The sequence below is a fragment of the Bacteroides sp. AF39-11AC genome, assembly GCF_003474285.1.
In the GTDB taxonomy this organism is placed as follows: Bacteria; Bacteroidota; Bacteroidia; order Bacteroidales; family Bacteroidaceae; genus Bacteroides.
The window spans coordinates 219,531-241,596 of sequence record NZ_QROH01000002.1; the positions used below are offsets into that span (position 1 = coordinate 219,531).

Annotated in this window: 15 protein-coding genes and 1 pseudogene; 11 read left to right on the top strand and 5 right to left on the bottom strand. The window is 41.3% G+C overall.

Annotated elements, in window-relative coordinates; translation table 11 throughout:
* The first annotated feature begins 12 nt into the window (after positions 1–12).
* The 3 genes and pseudogenes from DW036_RS03675 to DW036_RS03685 all read left to right on the top strand — a co-directional run bounded on the left by DW036_RS03675 (position 13) and on the right by DW036_RS03685 (position 4,042).
* The gene (locus tag DW036_RS03675; RefSeq protein WP_118461378.1) at positions 13–1,080 is read left to right on the top strand and encodes an HlyD family secretion protein; all 1,068 of its coding nucleotides are present in this window, start codon (positions 13–15) and stop codon (positions 1,078–1,080) included.
* A 12-nt stretch (positions 1,081–1,092) separates the two neighbouring features.
* Positions 1,093–2,688, top strand: coding sequence for an MFS transporter (locus DW036_RS03680; RefSeq protein ID WP_118461380.1), 1,596 nt, complete (start codon positions 1,093–1,095; stop codon positions 2,686–2,688).
* A gap of 87 nt (positions 2,689–2,775) precedes the next feature.
* Positions 2,776–4,042 (top strand): annotated as a pseudogene (locus DW036_RS03685) (AAA family ATPase).
* Positions 4,043–4,089: 47 nt separating this feature from the next.
* Here the strand turns inward: DW036_RS03685 and DW036_RS03690 are convergent.
* The 4 genes from DW036_RS03690 to DW036_RS03705 all read right to left on the bottom strand — a co-directional run bounded on the left by DW036_RS03690 (position 4,090) and on the right by DW036_RS03705 (position 10,735).
* Positions 4,090–6,420, bottom strand: a complete 2,331-nt coding sequence (locus DW036_RS03690) for a carboxypeptidase-like regulatory domain-containing protein (RefSeq protein WP_118461382.1) — start codon at positions 6,418–6,420, stop codon at positions 4,090–4,092.
* A gap of 304 nt (positions 6,421–6,724) precedes the next feature.
* A complete protein-coding gene (locus DW036_RS03695; RefSeq protein ID WP_233560281.1) occupies positions 6,725–9,040 on the bottom strand; it encodes a TonB-dependent receptor domain-containing protein in 2,316 nt (771 codons plus the stop codon).
* A gap of 83 nt (positions 9,041–9,123) precedes the next feature.
* The gene (locus DW036_RS03700) at positions 9,124–10,449 is read right to left on the bottom strand and encodes a radical SAM protein (protein ID WP_118461384.1); all 1,326 of its coding nucleotides are present in this window, start codon (positions 10,447–10,449) and stop codon (positions 9,124–9,126) included.
* A gap of 85 nt (positions 10,450–10,534) precedes the next feature.
* Positions 10,535–10,735, bottom strand: a complete 201-nt coding sequence (locus DW036_RS03705; RefSeq protein ID WP_029327743.1) for a hypothetical protein — start codon at positions 10,733–10,735, stop codon at positions 10,535–10,537.
* A 478-nt stretch (positions 10,736–11,213) separates the two neighbouring features.
* Here DW036_RS03705 and DW036_RS03710 point away from each other — a divergent pair, with 478 nt between their 5' ends.
* Entirely contained in the window at positions 11,214–11,783 is a 570-nt protein-coding gene (locus tag DW036_RS03710) for a YdeI family protein (RefSeq protein WP_029327742.1), read from the top strand.
* A gap of 876 nt (positions 11,784–12,659) precedes the next feature.
* Here DW036_RS03710 and DW036_RS03715 read toward each other — a convergent pair.
* Positions 12,660–13,880 carry an ATP/GTP-binding protein gene (locus tag DW036_RS03715; protein ID WP_118461386.1) on the bottom strand — a complete coding sequence of 407 codons (1,221 nt, stop codon included), beginning with the start codon at positions 13,878–13,880 and terminating at the stop codon, positions 12,660–12,662.
* 280 nt (positions 13,881–14,160) lie between these two features.
* Between DW036_RS03715 and DW036_RS03720 the strand changes: the two genes are divergently transcribed.
* From DW036_RS03720 to DW036_RS03750, 7 genes are all read left to right on the top strand, one after another.
* Positions 14,161–16,041 (top strand): tetratricopeptide repeat protein, encoded by a 1,881-nt coding sequence (locus DW036_RS03720; RefSeq protein ID WP_187374544.1) that lies wholly within the window; start codon positions 14,161–14,163, stop codon positions 16,039–16,041.
* A 209-nt stretch (positions 16,042–16,250) separates the two neighbouring features.
* On the top strand, positions 16,251–16,580 hold the full coding sequence (locus tag DW036_RS03725) for a DUF3244 domain-containing protein (protein WP_233560284.1): 330 nt from the start codon (positions 16,251–16,253) through the stop codon (positions 16,578–16,580).
* A gap of 83 nt (positions 16,581–16,663) precedes the next feature.
* Positions 16,664–16,927: a hypothetical protein gene (locus DW036_RS03730; protein ID WP_118461392.1), complete on the top strand. Its 264-nt coding sequence runs from the start codon at positions 16,664–16,666 to the stop codon at positions 16,925–16,927.
* 12 nt (positions 16,928–16,939) lie between these two features.
* Positions 16,940–19,141: a peptidase domain-containing ABC transporter gene (locus DW036_RS03735; protein ID WP_118461394.1), complete on the top strand. Its 2,202-nt coding sequence runs from the start codon at positions 16,940–16,942 to the stop codon at positions 19,139–19,141.
* 16 nt (positions 19,142–19,157) lie between these two features.
* On the top strand, positions 19,158–20,297 hold the full coding sequence (locus tag DW036_RS03740; RefSeq protein ID WP_118461396.1) for an HlyD family secretion protein: 1,140 nt from the start codon (positions 19,158–19,160) through the stop codon (positions 20,295–20,297).
* 8 nt (positions 20,298–20,305) lie between these two features.
* On the top strand, positions 20,306–20,518 hold the full coding sequence (locus DW036_RS03745; RefSeq protein WP_118461398.1) for a hypothetical protein: 213 nt from the start codon (positions 20,306–20,308) through the stop codon (positions 20,516–20,518).
* A complete protein-coding gene (locus DW036_RS03750; protein ID WP_118461400.1) occupies positions 20,511–22,007 on the top strand; it encodes a radical SAM protein in 1,497 nt (498 codons plus the stop codon). Before DW036_RS03745 ends, DW036_RS03750 begins: the two co-directional genes overlap by 8 nt.
* Positions 22,008–22,066: the final 59 nt, after the last annotated feature.

The following is a 22,066-nucleotide window of genomic DNA, read 5'->3' on the forward strand; positions in this document are numbered from 1 at the left end:
CAATTGTAGTCTATGTCCGAATTACAAAAGAAACATAAGCAACTGAAGAGATTAAGAATAAGGAATATCACCCTCAATACGGTATGTATTCTCCTTGCACTGGCGGGAATTTCATGGACAATCAATTACTTCTGGAAATACGTCCATTACGAAATCACCAATGATGCCGTAGTAGACCAGTATATAGCTCCACTCAATATCCGAGCTTCGGGTTATATCAAGGAAGTCCGCTTCACGGAGCACCAGCCTGTACATGCCGGAGACACCCTTCTCATTCTTGACAACCGGGAATACCTCATCAAAGTAAAGGATGCGGAAGCTGCCCTGATGGACGCGAAAGGTGCAAAAGACGTATTAAGTTCCGGCATTCAGACCTCGCAAGTAAATGTAGCCATTCAGGAAGCCAACATTGCAGAAACCAAGGCCAAGCTCTGGCAGCAGGAACAGGACTATCGGCGCTATGCCAACCTGCTTGCCGAAGAATCCGTCAGCCAGCAACAATATGAACAGGTAAAAACCGCCTACGAGGCAACCCAAGCACGCTATCAGGCCCTGCTGCAACAAAAGGAAGCGGCAAAATCACAATACTCCGAAACGAGCAAGAAATCCACCGGCATCGAAGCGAATATCCTCCGCAAAGAAGCGGATCTGGATATGGCAAAATTGAATCTCTCTTATACGATAGTCACCGCTCCTTACGACGGATATATGGGGCGCCGTACCCTCGAACCGGGACAATTCGTACAAGCCGGACAGACCATCTCCTATCTTGTACGGGGCAACGACAAATGGATCACCGCCAACTACAAAGAAACGCAGATCTCCCACATCTACATCGGGCAGAAAGTACGCATCAAGGTCGATGCTTTCCACGGGCATATCTTTCACGGCACCGTCACCGCCATATCCGAAGCAACCGGTTCTAAGTACGCCTTGGTTCCGACTGATAACTCCGCCGGCAACTTCGTCAAAGTGCAGCAACGCATTCCCGTTCGCATCGAGCTGGACGATGCCACCCCCGAAGAAATGAAAAGCCTCCGTGCAGGCATGATGGTAGAAACCGAAGCACTGAGAAAATAAGAAAATCCACTGATGGTAAAACTAAATCTTCCACTCCGCCCCTGGGTACCGCAATGGCTGGGTATCGTCACTATGTTCGTGGTGATGTTCCCTATCATTATGCTCAACGGAACCTATACGGGAAGCATGCTGGAAGTCAGCAGTACCCTCGGAATACTCAGCGAAGACATCACAATGGGGTATTATGCTGCGGCAGCAGGTATGGCGGTAGCTTATCCCATCATTCCTAAAATCCGTGCGATCGCCACTCCAAAGACGATGCTGCTTACCGACCTGCTCCTGCAAATCATTCTCAGCTACATCTGCGCCCAGGTTGGCAATATGGACATCACCATTATATGCAGCTTCTTCATCGGCTTCCTGAAAGCCTTCATTATGTTGGAGTTTATTATTCAGGTACGCCCGTTCTTCAGTCCGAAGAATGTGCGTAGCGAGTTCTACGCCTACTTCTACCCCATCGTATTCTCCGGCGGACAAATATCCATGGCGCTGACGGCACAATTGGCCTATTACTATCAGTGGCAGTACATGTATTACTTTACAATCCTGCTGATGCTGATTGCCATTATCTTTATCCTGTTGTTTTTCCGGTATGCCAAGCGCCCCATGCGCATCCCTTACAAAGAAATCGACGGAAGAAGCATGTTTATCATAGCCGCTGCATTGCTTTTCAGCATCTACATATTTACCTACGGAAAGACATTAGATTGGTTCTCCTCTCCCAAAATACGGATTTATACGATTGCCATCCCCATACTGATTTACCTTTTCGTCCACCGGCAACGGACACAGGAGAAGCCATACGTCAGCCTGAAACCACTCCATCACCATAAATCCATCATCGGGTACACATTCATGGTACTGGTCATGTTTTTCAGTGCCAGCAGTTCCCTGATTACCAATTACCTGAACAGCATTATCCGTGTAGACAGCGTACATGTCAATTCGCTCAGCCTGATGCTTATACCGGGATTCATTGTGGGAGCCATCATCTGTTTCTGGTGGTTCAGGTGGCAGCGATGGCGGTTCCGCTATCTCATTTCCGGAGGGATGTTCTGCTACGTCATCTATCTGGTCATCCTCTACTTCGGCATCACGCCCTACTCCACTTACGAGATGCTTTACTTTCCGGTTTTCCTCCGCGGACTGGGGATGATGACTCTTTTCATAGCCTTCGGTGTATATGTAGTAGAAGATTTGGACCCTAAACTCATGCTGTCTAACGCTTTCTTTCTGATATCCCTCCGCTCTGTGCTGGCTCCGTCAATATCCGCTTCTTTTTTCAGTAACCTGCTCTATTACTTACAAATTAAGGGGATGAATACCCTTTCTGAACACATGACGCTCACCAATCCACTGGCTTCCTCCCGCTATGCGCAAGCCATGAACAGTGCCTTGGCGCAGGGACACGGCTACGATGAAGCCAGCCAGTTAGCCGCCAATAACTTTTATTCCACGCTTCAGCAACAGAGCCTGCTACTGGGCATCAAGACTGTAATCGGCTATCTGCTGATTGCCGCATTGGTTATCGCAGTGGTTTCCGCTTTCATCCCTTTCCATAAGACTCTGAAAGTGGCTGTGGTGAAGACGGGAGACGATATGGTATAAAGCAATACTCTATTATTTTGCACCTGAATTGAAAAACAACAAAAATTTCTATACCTTTGTGTCTGTCAAGTGTAGAATAGAGATAAAATGAAGGCAACAATAACAATTCCATACGCAGTAGCTGACTTTGCAGAAATGCACGAGCGCGGCTTTTATTATGTCGATAAGACAAAGTATATCTCACGGTTGGAAAGTTATAAGGCTCCTGTCTTCCTGAGACCCCGTCGCTTCGGCAAGAGTCTCTGGGTGTCTACCTTGGCACACTATTACGACCGCACTCTGACGCATCGCTTTGAAGAACTCTTCGGTGGCACCTACATAGGTAGCCAGCCCACGCCCGAACATAACCAATATATGGTGATACGCTACGATTTTTCAAAGATGGTGTCCTGAGACAGAGACCTATCTACGCTATGTGCTGGATAAATATACAGGAAGCCAGAAACGCTTCGATGAAATCTGGCAACTCATCATCAACAATTACGATGGTTACCGCTTCAGTACCCGCGGTGAAAAGTTATTCAATGCTACTATATTAACTTACTTCCTGAAGAAATTTGCCGTGAACAAGGGAGAAGTACCCGATGAAATGATCGACGAGAACCTTCGAACCGATGTCAGCTGGCTCCGGCGTCTCACACTTTCGCTGGCAAATTCAAAAGCTATGCTTGACGCATTGATAATAGACAACGGATTAGCCTACAACATGGCCGATCTTTCCAGCAAGTTCAACAAACAGAAGTTCTTCGACAAGAACTTCTACCCCATCAGCCTTTTCTACCTGGGCATGACTACCTTGCAGAGCAATTACCGCATGGCGCTGCCCAACCTGACCATGCGCAGCATCTACATGGATTATTATAACGTACTGAACCGCATAGACGGTGGCGCCAACCGCTATGTACCCACTTACGAACGTTTTGTCAACGACCGTTGTCTGGAACCATTGATACAGAATTATTTTGAAGAGTATCTGGGACAGTTCCCCGCACAGGTGTTCGATAAAATTAATGAGAATTTCATCCGTTGTTCTTTCTTCGAACTGGTATCGCGCTACCTGAGCAGTTGCTACACCTTCGCTATTGAGCAAAACAATTCAGAAGGTCGTGCAGACTTTGAAATGACAGGTATTCCCGGCACTGACTATTACACTGATGACCGTCTGGTAGAATTCAAATACTACAAAGCACGGGAAGCCGAGAAGATGTTGGCATTGGATGCTCCCCTGCCCGAACACGTCGAACAGGTGCACCGCTATGCCAATGATACACAGAAACATTTCCCCAACTATCATGTACGCACGTATGTAGCTTATATTTGCTCAAACAAGGGGTGGCGTTGTTGGGAAGTATAACTATAGAATTTTACGTACTGTCATTAGCCGGCTATGCAATCCAACAGCTACTGTACAATCCCCGTCTCCTTATCCACATTATTCATCGTCTTTTTCCCTGCTTTATGCTGACGTCCGCTATTGAAATCCCATGAACAGGTAAACACAAACATATTGCCATTGTCTTTAATGTAAGTCCATTCTTCTTTTCTTACAAGATTATTCATCAGCTTTGAACCTGCACTCCATCCCTCGGACATAAACGGATAGAGTATACCAACGCCAAAATTCAGTGTCTTCCATTTATACGAACACTGTAACGAACAGCTTTTCTCTCCGTAATTCACAGCCTCCCCCCAAAGAGATTCATAACGGTTGCTGATATCGCCATAGAAAGAGAAGTTCTTATAATTCAGTGAAACATCACCACCTGCATACCAAGCAGTGTAAGTATGCGAGTACAGATGCCCTTTACTTTCAAATCTATTCACACCTCCATAGCCACTTACCGAAAGAATATCCGGAATTACACTTACCTCTACATACAATTGCCCGTTTAGTTTCGAGTAGCTTTTCTGATTGGCAATACCATATTGGAACTCATAATTTCCATCCTCAAAATCCACCCTTTCTATCTGCTGCATAATAGGATTTTTGCTGTACAGATAACTCCCGGTGAGTTGCGTACTTACTATCTTATTCCCCCACGAGAATTGCAGACGATTATTATAAGAGCGATAAGGAGCAAGCTCACGATTGCCGCGATTCACCTCTATATCCGTCACCTGCTGCCGTATATCGCTCAGTGACGAAAGCGAAGGCAACGACGGATAACTATTGAAGGTGTAGCGCAATGAAGCTCCCTTAAACACCGGATAAGAAAGTTGCACTACGGGACGAAAAGTATAAAATGTAAAACCTTCGCCCGACTCGTCAAATGTCTGTCGTGACACACCCACTCCTACTCCATAATTCAACTTCATCCATTGCCCCTGCACCTGTGTATAAGCATAAAGATTTGAGTTATGCATATCCGCAGTTTCATCTACCGACCCTGTATAGCGGTTGCGCGTATATGCCTGCTGATACTTCAAGCCAGCAGACAAACGCACTTTCTCAAAAGATTTTTTGTAAGCGCCCTCACCTATCAGTGAGTAGCGGGCACCATCCGTACTATAATCGTACACAGACAACGGATTTTCAGGAGTATCGACATACTCCCTGTAACCACGTTCATAGTCCGAACTGATATACGTTCCTACCACATTGAACATCAGTTCCTGCTTTCCCGATAAAGACCGCTTATAATACAAGTCCAGAGAGGGTGAAGATGATTTGTTTATAGCACGCGTGTAGCTGTACAAATCCTCTTTGCTGCTTTCGTGTATCCGTTGTCCGAAGTCAGCGTGTGGCGAATCGAATATACTGGTAGCAAACATGGCGTTGAATACATACTTATCCGGCTTTGTCAGGTTATAGGTGGCCTCTATGCTATGATCCACATAATTGAAGGGAGTGGAAATACCATCTAATATACGATTTCTCTTTTCGTTGCCGGGTATCTCAAAAATCTGGTCTTCATTTACATAGCGGTCATCATAATCACGATAGCTGACGTAATAACTCAATCCGAATTCAGACAGCTTGTGGTTGGCACGCAGATAAACCTGATCGTTCCCGAAGCCGGTTGTCACAGCATTCATCATACTTACGCCTCCCGATATGCCCGACTGTGCCCTTTTCACCACATAGTTGATGACTGCCTCTGCACCGCTGTCAGCATAGCGCACGCCCGGATTATCAATATACTCCACCCTTAGCACCTCATTCGGCCTCAACGACTGCACTTGCACTTCGGTAGCCTCCATATCATTGATACGCAACTGCACACTTCCTCCGCTTATAGTATTTACCGTCCTTTGGAAAGCATTCACTTTCAGCCCCGGCAACTGCATGTGCGTCAGCAATTCATATCCGGAGGAAGAAGCTTTCACCTGCTTCTGAGATGGCATTATAATCTGCCTGTCCAGTTTCTTCACCACATTCGAAGCTGTCACCGTCACTCCCTCCAGCATTACTGCATCTTCCATCAGAATAATATCTCCGATATCCAACGGGCGATTCAGATTATCGAGTCTGAACACTTGGGGCACATAACCTACAAATGAAACCTGTAGCAGATAATTGTCTACGGTTAAGCCTTGCATTTTGAAACTCCCTTTATCGTCGGAAGTACATCCGGTTACAAATGACGAATCCATACGTTGCAGCGCGATATTGGCAAAAGCAACCGGTTCGCCCCTCCCGTCAGTAACCCTACCGGATATACTCACATTTTGTGCATAAATGCCTGACAATATACAGAAGGTAAAAAGTAAATAAATGATGTGTGTTTTCATACTTACAATATGTTTGGTTTTATAATTCGGGAGGATAATTCTACAAAGCTATTCAATATATTCTATTTTAACCATATTTTACTAATTTCTTTTTATGTGAATCATAATATTCTCGAACAAATGTAGATAAATCGGTATCTGCTTCGATCATTTCATACCTTTTTACTATAAAAATAGCCTCACATTAAAAATCCGGAGGCTATTACTGTTTGAAATGATTGCAATTGACTAAATCAAGTTCTTTAATCAATACTGTAACCTTATTGATAAATCTCACATTGTAAATGTAAGTTCGTCTCAAGAATTACATACGTTGTCTTTCTTCCTCAGAAGCCGACTTCCCTTTATACTTGCTCTTTGATGCATTAAATTTATATCGCACGGAGAACTGCCATGAACGAGTATCCAAGTTCTTATCTATCAATGAAACTATTGGATTAACCTCCATCAACCTCTTCTGTTTGTACGTACCCAGTATATCATATCCCCTTAAGTTCAGAATAAGATTACCTTTCATGAAAGTTTTCGTCACCCGTACATCCATCCGGAACTGGTCATACAAGTAAGTCAGGTTCGAGTGCCCCTTTGATGTGCCCTGAAAATCCAGCATCACCACAAACCCAGCAGGCAGGCGGAACGTGTTCTGCAAACTATAACGTAAAAAGGGCTTTTCATACTTCTGTCCTGTATCTCCATATTTGAAGTAGTCTTTCGATACGCCTAACCCTGCAACCGGCTCCCAAAAACCTAAACGGGGAGAATAGTAAACCATAGCCATCAGATTTTGTGTATGATCCATATTCTCCGGAATATACATAACGATATCTTGTTTTTCACCATAAGGATGTGGTATCAATAGTGACATATTATCATACATCTTATACGAAACCATCAACTTAATTTTCTTCCACAGCAACGAATATGAGATATCATCTATTCGGGTAGGTTTCAGATACGGATTACCGGTTTCATAAGTGTAAGGGTCATCATATTGAATGCTGTTCCGAAGTTGATAATAACTTGGCCGCTGAATCGTAGCACGATATCCCAACATCATCTGTACCTTATCAGACCGGTAACTCACCGAAGCCTGTGGAAAGAAATCTTTATATGTACGGCTTTGTTTATCCACTTTATTGCCATTCTCAAAATAATCGAAACCGATATTTTCAAAACGCAGTCCTAAATTAAACATCCACTTGTCTATACTTTTTGAATAACTGAGAAAAGCCGCAAACAACTTCTGTTTCGACATATTCTCATTAGACGCAAGCGAAGGAACTCCCTCATTTTCATCTACCCAATAAGTCTGTTCATTGGTCGTATGGCTATATTCCATACCATAATTAAAATTACTTCCCAATAGAGGGGTAGATAAAGTAAGTTTGCCTGCATATAAATCATAGTCCTGTAAAGAGCGCGTACCCACTTCCACTTCATCTTCTCTTTCGGAAACAGAAAAATCATGGCTTTCACTGCTGCCTTTAGCATAGTCCATATCCAACTGTACTTTAAGCCAAGAGGCTACATTACCAGTATAATAAGCATTCAAAAGGTGAGATTTATCATTCATATCCATTCTGGTGTTCGTTGGGAACTCCTCTATTGACACACGATCCTTCGTTACAGCCGATACTATATCCACTCCACCTTTATAATAAGGAGTACGCGTATAAACATACTTGGCACCTATAGAATGTCGTTCGTCTAATTCATAGTTGAGTCCTCCCTCCAGATAATGAAACTTATTATGGACCTTTTGCATAGCAATCTGTTGTACAGCCGTTATGTTTTCTTCCGCTTCCAAAGTCTGTATCGAATTAATATCAATTTCACGTTGTTTCTCACTATACCCGTAATAAGCAAACAGGTCCAATTTATTCTTACGGTAATTCAGATCCACCGCTCCATCGGCAGAAACTTTGCTCCTGATATCCATTCTTCCGAAAACCTCACCGCCTATCCCTTCTCCGGGTGGACGTATGGCTTCAATCAGAACTACTGCGCTAACAGAAGCATCATACTCCGGTCCGGGGTTAGTAATCACAGTAACTTTCTTAATATGTGTAGAGCTTAGCCTCTCCAATTCATTATCATTCCTTACCAGACGATTATTAATATAAATCAGTGGAGTACCTTTACCCAATACACTGATAGCATCTCCATTTTTCACGATAAAAGGTTGTTTTTCCAGAACATCGTTGGCTGTCCCCACATTCTTCAGCGGGCTATTTGCCACATCCATGGCAATGCCACCATTTTCCATCTTAAAATGCTGACGAGTCCCCCTAACAACTACTTCACCCAACAAGTTGGTATCTTCTTCAAGTTTTATTGTATTCAGAACATTCTGCTTTACCGCCACAGATGTAGTCACATATCCCAGATAGCTGACCTTAACAACCAGATTTTCTTTTGTAGTTTCGAGCATAAAGTTTCCTTCCATATCTGTAACCGTTCCGACAAATGTCGTAGAGTCCTTATCCTGTACGATAACGATATTTGCAAATGCTAAAGGTTCAGAATTACTTTTATCAACAACTTTACCCTTAATCTGAGCATAAGAAGAAAAGATTGTAGAAATAGAAAATAGAAAATATAGTATCGCTATTTTTTTCATAATATCCAGTTATTAGTTAACAATTAATATATTAATTCAAAGCGGCTTCGAGCAATTACACTGATTCAACGTATCACCACTGATCATAAAAAAGAATCATAATAACTTTCCAAATATTTATCCAACATACCAGGAGCCTTCTGTGTACAAGTACATAAATCATATTTACCATTTTCATATTTATTCCGTAAAGTATACCATGCACATGCACCACTACATATCGGTAGGAAAAAACATTTTTTGCAAACAGGATCATTATACCATTTAGTGCCCACAATATATCTATTCAACAATGTCTTATTGGTCATTTTATTAGTGAATATATTTCCTACAATTTTTTTTGGATCACTCACATCATTCCAACATTTATAAACTTCTCCTTCAGGACCTACAATATATGCACATTGACGATTAGCAGCACAACTTTTTGAACAAAAGCTTTGGGGATATAACGGAATTTCCAACAAGTTTCTTTGTCTTGCATCCCATAGTAACTCCTCTATTTCTTTATGGTTTAAAGTTTCAGAAGCATATTCTGTTTTCTGTTCATTATCAATTCGCAGAAATCCAGGATATACTCTCACATTTTTTTGTTTCCATTTTTCTTGTAGCTCTTCTGCAACCTGGTAATAATCATTCTTATTATTTCTTTCTATATTTACGCGAATATCCACCAAAGTATTAGGAAACTCTTCAATAAAACGACTCGTATTTTCTATAATCTTATCATAAGTATATAAATCAGTCTTTGTCTTTCGAATAGAGTTATGCCGCTCTCTGCTACCATCCAATGTTACTTGCATCTTAGTCAACGGATATCGCTTAAATAGAGCTAACACTCTATTATTAATAAAATACCCATTAGTAATAAGAGAATGCTTAGTCATTTCGAGAGTTGTTTTTTGAGAGATCTTATCCAATAAACGTTCTATTGTATTAATAGCCATCAATGGCTCTCCTCCATACCAATTAAGAGCTAATTGACGGGATTCATGATGTGAATTTATAAATGCAATCACAGCATCTTCAGTCTCTTCATTCATTGTTACCATCCGTTTATGTTCTTCAAAGCAATAATAACAAGAAAAATTACATCCAAGTGTTGGCACAAGAGTCAAACCCAGTACATATTTTGAATAACTGCGACGATCTGTTTCATATTGATGCTCCAATAAAAAATCATCATCTTCCATAGCCTCCACTATAATTTTTCTTTTTAAGAGAGAGGATAAAACATCTATATCAATTTTCCTGATATTGCGTTTATCATCTTTACATTTCAATAGCTCTTTATACAAATCGTCACTGACTTCAAGAAAAGTATTAGTCCGCGAATTGTATACCAAATTCTTCTTTTTCGAAGACACAAATAAATAAGTATATCTTGATATGCTTAAATTTTCAGCCATAGAATCACAAGTTGATTTATTATTAATAACATAGAATGCTTAGTTAGTAATAGCTAAGCATTCTAAATCTGTTTTCTATAGAAAACTACAGTACTTTGTCGTCGGATGTACTAGGTTTAAGCGTCTCCTGCTTATCTTTGTCACTGTTAGTATTTCTATTCCAACAATCACAAACACATTCTGTTCCACCACCTTCAACGTTTTCCAGTTGATCATTTCCTAAAGTTTCATCTTGATCCTTGATTACTTTGATCTGTTCTTTACTTTTTTTGTCATTCTCTTCCATAAGTAATTATTTCTTAAGTTAGTAATTGGGGTAATTATCTCACATTGCAAAACTAACCGATATCAGTCCATTCTAACAGGACTGGATAAAATATTAAGAAAATAAATATATTTTCGCATTAATCCTATTATCAGACTCCTTGTGAGGCATCTGCATCCCCTGCTTGGAGGCTCTAGTGAAGAATTACCTTGGTCATACTGAAGTTAAAGAACAGATCAAGTCCGCACGATTTCCTATATATAAGGTAAGCCCTATAAATCAGAATAAAGGTTTTAAGAGATAATTGGAGTTGTTTCTCAAAGATTTAGTATTTTTGGCAGCTATAATAAGCTGTTAAGCTATCAAAGCCTACATGTTTTAATATCGTAGAAAATGGTAGCTGCGCTACATACAGTAATTGTTGAGGCAAAATTAAATTGCGAAATGCGTCATTACCACGAAAGTAAAGCAGTAAAATGATTAGTTTGAATAACTTGCTATGACTACAGAAAATAAAATAAAGTATTTTGAGAATCGAGAAGATTGGAGAAAGTGGTTAATGGACAACTTTGAAACCTCCAGTGAAATATGGTTTGTATTTCCCTATAAGTCGTCCGGTAAAAAAAGCATTTTATACAATGATGCCGTTGAAGAAGCCCTTTGCTTCGATTGGATTGACAGTACAACCAAACCACTTGACAAAGATCATAAAATTCAGCGTTTCACACCCAGAAACCCTAAAAGCACTTACTCGCAAGCCAACAAAGAAAGGCTTAAATGGCTATTGGAAAATAAAATGATACACCCGAAATTTGAGGAGAAAACGCGAAGTATTTTATCTGAGCCTTTCATTTTTCCCAATGATATAATTGATAAATTGAAAGAAGATGAAACAGTATGGAAAAACTATCAACCATTTTCCGAAGCATATAAGCGAATCCGAATAGCGTACATCGAAGCTGCGAGAAAACGTCCTGAAGAATTTGAGAAGCGGTTAAACAACTTCATCAGCAAAACAAAAGAAAACAAAACAATAGTAGGATTTGGCGGAATTGAAAAATACTATTAATCAAAAGATTAGCATCATAAATAGAAAAACGTTTTAAAATGAGGACTGAAATACTTGACTTCACCTTTCTGATGTAGTATCTTTGTAGAAGTTTAAGAACAGAACTCTAATATAAACCTAAAACTTTAGCAAATGGAAAAATCCAAAGAACACCGTAATATTCTTACAGCAAAGCATCATAAAGCGAATAAATCTGACAATATTTCATAAAAAACAGATATCAAATATATAATTACTGATAACTTACTCCCAAGCTATTCAGTCTGATTATAACTAATCCGAGTGAATTTCACCCTAAATAGTAACGAGTATAAAAGAAGTAAAGGCAGTATTTCCTCACAAGGATTACTGCCTTTTTTGTTGAAATATATCTAAATCAGGTGTAATTACCATCTTTTATGCTGTTAATAAACACGGAGAATATTCTTAAAAAACGTAGCTATTATTCTTTAAAAACGCTGATTACGGTTATTAATAGGGTACTTGTTATTGACCTGAATTATTACTTATCTATTTATACCTAAAATTCTCTATACTTCTCTTCACTATAAATGAAATCAGTACATTGATTATCTCGTCATTTTTTCCGTCCGAAAGTACTCGAAGCAAATATTTTCAAGATTCCCAGTTTATCACCATCGAACCGATATATTGACATTAGTCCATCAAGTAGATAAAAGCTATCCGTTCTAATACTTAAAGTAATTAAAACCACAATCATAGTAGTAATATATAGATATTTATAGCCATATTTACACTATAATATAGTAATTTATTAGCTCATGAATGGTGGTAGTTATAAAAGAAATCACATCGCGAATAGAAAATCTTTCGCATGAATGGATTTATATTTTTCCTTCTTGTAGCCGTCATAATCTATTCTTCTTGTGTATTAAACAAACGGGTTAAATCTCCGACAATTGGAATTGCTCCATACTTTCCGGATAGGTAATCTTTTTCAAACGAGGCATCATTGCGTACTTTATATTCTGCCAACGAATAAAGTTCGGTTGCTCCATAACGGTCTTTTTGTGTAAACCAAATCTGATCCCGTCGGAATATATTAGCACTCAGCAAGTTTGTATCGTGAGTAGTGAATATTAATTGAGCATTTTTCGGATTGGTTTCTTTTGAATTAAACAGGGCAATAATTCTACATGTAAGAAGTGGATGTATCTTAGAGTCAAATTCATCTATAATAAGACGCTTTCCATTATCCAAAGCATCAATGATAGGGTACGCCAAAGAGAAATACTTTATCGTGCCTTCCGATTCGTTTTTCTTGAATGGAAAAGTAATAGCTTTCACCTCATGGCCTTCATCATCATATTGCGTATGCGTACTAACAATCGTATTGTCTATTTTTTCAATATTTTCAATACCTAAATCAGCATAACGGGAAAACTCTACAATTCTCTGTTTCATCCTGATGTCATCCAGTTGGGTGGTTGCAGTACTCCATATTTTTTCATCATTGGAACCTAAAATAATAGTGGTATCGTTCAACCACTTCATGATCTCTACTGCTATCGGATCATTGAATTGCGCTGCAACAGAAAGCAATAATGCATTTGCTCTCACCATTCGTTTACCTGCCAGTTCTTTACCAACGACAAACTTAGTATGAATGTCGAAGCCATCTTTTTCCCGGTAGAATAACTCCACCTCTTTAGCCCTCTTTTTATTAGCTTTTTGATAGAGCCATTCCGAATGTACCAATGAGTTATCGGCTTCAAACCCATAACGATATTGATTATCTTCATCACAGAATATTGCTTCAAAATAACTCGGTTCACCCGCAGTAAGCGAGTTTAACCGAAAACTTTCTATATTAATACGTTCTCCTGCTTGAATATCCTTCGATGAGTTTATCACATACCACTTAAAGAATTCAAATGCCTTAATGAAATTGGATTTGCCGGATGCATTAGCACCGTAAACAACTGCACTCTTCATCAATGATAATCCGGTGACGCCTACGCTAAAGATTATATCTTCAGCCGGAACCTGTATTTCTTTCAAAGCTGATGCTGCTAATGACAATGTAGATTGTTCTTTGAAAGACAGGAAGTTCCCTATTGTAAATTGAATAATCATATCTTAACCGATTTATTTGAGAAATTATCACAAATATACCCTTTAATTTTCAAAATAAGGATTTTTATTAGATGAATTATATTATTTTATGTCTAATAACATGTATTGGAATAAAAGAGAGGATTAGTAATTCACTAAACTTCGTAGCTCCAACGTTACCCCGTGGTAAACGATTCATTATACATATCAAAAAAAATGAAGTGACGGATGAAAGAATGTAGTACAACATTTTGCTTTTTTAAAGAAATAATTTATTTTTGCTTTCAAATAGATTACTACTATGCTTTTATCTAATAAATATATTGTTTGTATCTGGGGAATTTTACTTGTACTATCATGCACAAACACCCGCACGGAATCTTCACCAACTCTACTTCCTGAACTGGCGCAAGCAGAAAATTGTATGTATGCATATCCCGACAGCGCACTACATATTCTTGAAAAAATGACACCACCCAAGGTTACTGATAAATATCAATATGCAACGCGGTGTCTGCTACTATCGCAAGCGAAAATAAAGAATTATGTGAAATTGGAATCTGACAGCTTAATATCAATTGGCTATAAGTATTTTCAACAAAAAGAAAATCCACAGAGAAAAGCACTTGCAGGATATTTGGAAGGTATATATCATAATGATGAAAAACACGACGCTGAAACTGCTCTGAAATATTATTTAGAAGCTGCTACAGAGATAGAAAAGACGGAAGATTATCAATTGGCATATTTTATATATGCCGGAATAGGAGAAATATATGTGTTTCGCTCCTTACCCGATTATGCAATTGATGCCTTTCAGAAAGCACAAAATTTTGCCCAGTTATCTAAAAATAAAGCATACATATCTCTATCTTTATCATATTTAGGTAGAGCATATTCTATAAAACCAGATGCAGACAAATCCATCAGTTATTATAAAAAAGCATTAGAAGTCGCAAGAGAAATAGATGATAAAACGTCTATAACTATTGCATTGAATGAGCTTGCAGTTGTTTATAGAGTTTTTTTAAAAAATTATAAAGAAGCTCTTATATACGCCTTGGAAGCACTACGAATAAACGAAAAGAAAGAATCTCTACAAAACTACTTAACAGTGGGAGATATCTATCGGCAACTAAACATGAACGACTCCGCTCAATACTATCTTAACAGAGCTGCCACATCAAACAATATATATACAGTATGTGGCGCATATCAATCACTATATTATTTAAATCGTACTATACCCCAGAATTATGCTAAAGCAATGACATATTGTGATAAGTTCTACACATGTATAGATTCAATTACCCAAATAAAACATGGCAAAGAAATCATAGCAATGAAAGAAAAGTATGATCATGAAAAGCTACTGAACGAAAAAAAAACATTGCAAATAGAAAACGAGCAGATTATACGAAACAACTTATATATTCTATTATTTATAGTAATAGTCATAGCATGCCTCATTTTCCTCTATCAGCGTAAGTTGATACAAAAAGAACGTACTATCCAGATGCAGGAAGAACAGCTTCGTATCTACAGCCTGCAAATACATGAAAATGAAATGCAAATGGCGCAGAATAGAGTACATATAATGCAACTCTCTGAGCAGTTGGCTGCAAACGAAGGATTGCATGAAACAATGATGGAGCAACAAAACGGATTGAATGAACTCAAAAAAAGGAATGAGAATCTACAAAAAGAAACTATTCTACTACAACAGAACATGGCTGAATATTCACAAAACATGCAAGGAAAACTCAAAACGCAATTAATGTCTTTCGATGTTATGGCAGAAGAAAATACACGCTTGCGTAACCGCGAAGAATTCCTGTGCAAATTACTAATTCCATATATAAAACCGTTGGATTCTCTCATAAAATCACCCAAACAACTCACAATCGTTCAATGGGCAGAAGTGGAAGAAAATATAAATAAGCTATACAACAACTTCACTCTCCGCCTAAAAGAACAATTCCCATCGTTTACCAATAATGACCTGCAAGTATGTTGCCTTATAAAGTTGCGCATTACTGTATCTGACATAGCAAAGATACTGAATATTTCTCCGGCCTCTGTCTCTAAACGGAAACAACGGATAAAAGAGCAAATCATAAAGGAACTTGGAGACAACTTCGACAAATCACAACTCATTGATATCTGGATATGGGAGTATTAAATCATAGCATGTCCAGATTCGAATAAAAGTTTTTTCATACTTTTCTATTTATTAGCGAGTTATCAAGATCAACATGTCCATATTGTGTCCATAACAATTCAATAATTAACCGCTAAATTTGTTTTCAGAAAATCAAAAGACAAACAATTATGAGAAACTATGTATGTTATTTATCAATCTGCATGCTCTTTATTATAAGTAGCTTGCCAATGCAGCCAATACAGGCAGAAATCAGAGGTTCTTATACTGAATCAGAGATAATTTTTGGAGGAGAATGGACATTAGTAAGAAGCCTCTCTCCTATCCCCTTCACCGCCTCCGTCAGCGATGACCAACTAACTTTGAAATGCGCCTCCCCTGACTATGACATAAATATCACCATTGTCAACGCTAATGGCCAATCCGTATGGCTGTGTGATATTGCAGCACCCGAAACATCTTTTGTTTCCATTCCTCTCGACAGCTTACCTCAAGGTAGTTACACGATTGAAATCAGCAATGATTACGGTGGTTACTTACAAGGTACATTTCAGCTATAGTTATGGAAAAGGAGAGACAGACTTATGAAGCCTCTCCTTTTTCTTTTCTACCCCTTCTTATTCAATACTAAAAACACACCATTATGAAAAATGTCGACTTACAGAAAATCATTTATATGAATACGCTGATTGCACATCGACGTACAGGTACACCGGAAGTATTTGCTCAAAAGCTGAATCTATCCCGATCCGCCCTCTTCGAATATCTAACCTTCCTGCGCAAAGACTTGATGTTGGAAATACTCTATAGCTGCTATAGCCAGACATACTACTATGGAGAGAAGGATTTCTGCGCCCTGATGGGTGGAGAATGTTGCAACAATTGCCAGCTATTTCAGAATCAATAAAACCAGCCTGCTATGAAATTCCCTTTCTATAAACAACTGGACGGCATGGATTGCGGCCCCTCGTGCCTGCGAATGATAGCCAGATATCACGGAAAGAAATTCTCCGTGCAGCAACTGCGTGAGCAATCATTCATACAACGCACCGGAGTGAATATGCAGGGTATCAGTGAAGCGGCCACCAGCATAGGTATGCGTGCCACAGGCATTCGTACCACCATCGACAAGCTGAAACAGCAGTCCAGGCTACCTTGCATACTGCACTGGAATCAGATACACTTTGTGGTGCTCTACAAAATCGTCCGGAAGAAAGGGAAAACTTACTTTTATATTGCCGATCCGGCTTACGGATTACTGAAATATGAAGAAGAGGAACTGAAGAAATGCTGGATAAGCACCTCGCAGGGAGGCATAGAGAAAGGAATAGCCATGCTGCTTGAGGTAACCCCTCAATTCTATGACACAACTCCCATCAAGTACGAAGGCATATCGCTATGGCATCTGCTGCGCTACGTACACCCTTACCGGAAGATGATAGTCCAGTTGATTATAGGCCTGTTGGCAGGCAGTGTATTGCAACTCGCTTTCCCCTTCCTGACGCAAACCATCGTAGACCAGGGTATCGGGCATCGTAACCTGAACTTTATTCAACTGATATTAGCGGCCCAACTGATGCTGGTATTCAGCCGCACACTGATTGAGGTCATACGACGCTGTATCTTGCTGCACATCAGTACGCGCGTCAATGTAGCCTTGATATCGGACTTCCTCGTCAAGCTGATGCGCCTGCCCATGCGATTCTTTGACAGCAAGCTGGCCGGCGACCTGATTCGCCGCATCGAAGATCATAAACGTATAGAGATGTTCCTCACCCAGTCTGTGCTGAGCATTCTGTTTGCAACTATCACCATCATCATCTTCGGTGGAGTGCTTGCCGTGTACAACCTGAAGATTTTCCTCCTCTTTCTCCTTTTCAGCATCCTCTACGTAGGCTGGGTGAAGCTCTTCATGCGCAAGCGTGCCGACCTCAACCGGAAGAACTTCGAACAGATGTCCGTCAATCAGGACAACCTGATGCAAATGATATACGGTATGCAGGACATCAAATTGCTGGGATGCGAACAGCAGAAAAGATGGGAATGGGAAAACATACAGGCTTCCCTGTTTCATATCAACATCAAATCGCTCAATCTGGGGCAATGGCAGCAAGTGGGCGCCGTGCTCATCAATGAGGTGAAAAATATACTGATTACCGTGCTCTCCGCCACCGCCGTACTGAATGGAGACATCACACTGGGTATCATGTTATCCATACAGTACATCATTGGTCAGATGCAAGGCCCGATAGAACAGTTCGTATCCTTCATGCAGCAAGCGCAGGACGCCCAACTCAGTCTGGAACGGTTGGGAGAGATACACAGCAAGCCCAACGAGGAGGAAGACAAGGGACCGGACAGCGACGAACAGATATCCGGCAACCAGTCCATACAACTGCAAGATGTGTTCTTCACGTACGGTTCGGAAAAATCGAAGAAGATTATCAAAGGGGTATCACTGGACATTCCGGCCGGAAAGACTACCGCCATCGTAGGGCTAAGTGGAAGCGGAAAAACAACGTTGATAAAACTGATGCTGGGTTTCTATCCGCCCACGGAAGGAAAGGTGTGCATAGGCGGGCAGTCGTTGCAAGACCTGAGCTTCAAGCAATGGCGCAAGCACTGCGGGGTCGTCATGCAGGAAGGATTTATCTTCAACGACACCATAGCCAACAACATCGCTCCCGAAGATGACACCGTGGACAAAAAGAAACTGCTTTATGCCGTAGACATGGCGAATATACGCAGCTTCATCGAGACCCTTCCCCTGAAGTACAACACCCGGATAGGCAACACCGGGCAAGGTGTGAGCCAGGGACAGAAGCAGCGGATACTGATAGCCAGAGCCATCTACCGCAACCCCGATTACCTCTTCTTTGACGAAGCTACCAATGCACTGGACACGGACAATGAGAAAACAATCCAGCGGAATCTGGACCAGTTCTTCAAAGACCGTACAGTAGTGATCGTAGCCCACCGCCTCAGCACCGTGCGCAATGCCGACCAGATTGTAGTGCTAAAGGATGGCAACATCACCGAACAGGGTAACCACGACTCGCTGATATCCCAACAGGGAGATTACTACCGCTTAGTGAAAAACCAACTGGAACTGAACGCCTAAAAATGGAGGAGCACGCATGGAAGAAATCTACAAACCGGAAGACAAGGAAGCGGACAAAGTGGAACTGTACAACCGTGAAAATAACGACATACTGGGCGATATGCCCAACTGGCTGATACATACGGGAAGCCATATCATCTACGGGCTTATCGGATTATTAATCATCTTCGCCGCCCTGTTCTCCTATCCGGACACCGTGAAGACAGGCGTTACCATCGACGACTTATCAAAAACAGCATGGATAACGGTGGGACAGTCGGGAATCATAGACCGGTTCTTCGTGGAAGACCGGCAGCGGGTGAAGCGCAACGATACGTTGGGTATTCTGCGTAATGCAGCCTCTATGGAGGATGTGAAGAAATTCAGCCGTGTGCTGGGAGACGTGGAGGCGTATTACCGCACCAACGAGATAAAGTACCTGAGCCGTTTTCCGTTCGACCTCATCATGGGTGAAATGACCGGAGCTTACGGACAATTCACAGATGCCGTGCGTACGTGCATGATTTATGATGAATTCGACATCTTCCGGCAGAAAGAAAAATTCCTGAAAGAGGAATTGGCCATACTGGAGAAACAGCCCGAAAAGAATGAAATGAATATTCTGAGTGTCAGGCGCCAACTCTTCGACCTGAGAATGGAACATAAAAAAGAAATGGCACTAAACCGGAGAACACTGGAACTGGCATACGAGAACATGATTAACAGCCTGAAGATGTGGGAAGCCAGATACCTGATTAAAAGCAGCAGCAACGGAACCGTGATTCTGGGGAAAAGCTGGGGAATAAGCAATGTGATAAATGAAGGTGACACCGTATGCTCCGTAGTATCGGAACAGAAAGGGCAGCCTACAGGACGCGTCAAGCTCTCGCAGGAAGAGGTTGCGGAAATACGGACCGGAGATAAAGTGAACATCGCTTTGAAGAAGTATCCGGTACATACTTACGGATACCTCACCGGCGAAGTGGCTTCCATCGCCTACGTTCCTTACAGCAAAAACTACGCAGTGGAAATCAATTTCCCCTATGGACTGAACACCACAACCAAAGATGAAATAGAGTATGAGATAGGTCTATCCGGGAAAGCCGAAATCATCACATCGGACCGGAGCATACTGAGCCGCATATTCACCCCGCTTTATCAATTAACCTCTAAATAATCAACATCATGAAAACTAAAAATTCCGCTAAAGGTGACAACCAACGTCAGGGAACACCTCAAGATGAGAACTATTCTCAAGAAGAATTGCTGAATATGGACGAATTGTTCGACCTGCAAGGTGGCATAGACGACAAGCAGCAGGAAAGTTGCGGGCTGGGATGCTTCACAGGCGCTACTTTCAATGAAAGCACCGGCGACAAATCCATCAGGGATGAGTGATGTCTATGTGCTCAATCCTGATTACGGGCTGAGAGATGATATACATCGTTTTGTTCTATTTTCCAAAGCAAACCGAAAGGGAAACACCTCACCAAACTGGATGTCATTCATACATCCCGCCCATGCGGCCATGCTCAGCTTCTTCACGCACGAACGAAGCCTGAATGAGAACTGGCCATTGCTGGCCCTTTTCTTTCACTGTGACGCATCGAAAGCGGAAAGGCTGATACGCCCTTTCATGGAAAATCGGGAAGCATTCTTCACGACATGGCACGGAAAGAGAATATGTTTCCCCAGGCAATTGATTATACCAGTGGAAAAGGCAGGAACGGAATATTGTTTTCAGAAATTACCGCCCTGCACTCCTACAGGAATGACCGTCGACACGTGTACCAGACGGTTATATTCCGGTCCGTTGCTATTGACGCTGATGCTGACCAACCGCTGTATGACGCACTGCCGGTATTGCTATGCCGATACCCGCACGCAAGTGCAAAACAGGTTGCCCACCTCCCGCATTTTAGAATTGATACGGGAAGCGGCAGAACTACCTGTGCAACAATTCAACCTGATAGGCGGGGAAATCTTCCTGCATAAGGATTGGGACATTATTCTGGCGGAACTGGTAAGGCACGGCATAGAACCGGAATTTATTTCTACCAAAATACCGTTTACCGCAGAATGTCTGCGAAAGCTAAAACAAACCCATTATAAGAATCTGATACAAGTATCACTGGATGCCATCGATACATCGGTATTGGTACAGTCTTTATCCGTCGACAGTTCCTACGCCTCGGAAATGATGCGTGGACTCCGGATGCTGGATCAAAGCGGGCTGCCTTATCAGGTGTCTTCCGTCCTTACCACCTACAATTGTGCCCCTCGAACCCTGACCGATCTGTTCCGCTTTCTATCCACATTGAAAAACCTGCATGACTGGCGCCTTACACCTGTCAGCAATTCCACAGCAACAAACTATCCGCGTTTTGCGGATTTAAAACCTTCCCGCCAGCAGATCAGTGATATTTTCAGATTTCTTCGAGAATCGGTCGTACCCAATGCGCATTTCCGGATTATCCTGAACCAAAGTGCCATAGAAAAGCAATATTATACAGATGAAGGAGGAAGTATGCACTTCAACGGCGCCGTCTGCTCCGCGCTGAACAGCCATTTATTTATTCTTCCGGACGGAAAGGTTACTATCTGCGAACAACTTTACTGGAATCCCCGTTTCATCATCGGGGATGCTAAGAAATCCGGCTTAATAGAGATCTGGCAGTCTCCGGAAGCATTACATCTCTGCAACCTTTCACGCAAAGACCTCAGCAGACAAAGCAAATGCAGAGCCTGCACCTATTTTGAAGAATGCTTCGGATATGGAAACCGATGTTGGAGTGACATCATCAAGGCATACGGCAAAGAGTGTTGGGACTATCCGGACCCGAGATGCTGCCTTGCTCCGGAAATGGGAACCAGTCTTGATTACTAAAAATATCACAAAAAAGGCCACCCCGTTGAAAGGGCAGCCTTCTATTCATATTCCAAAGA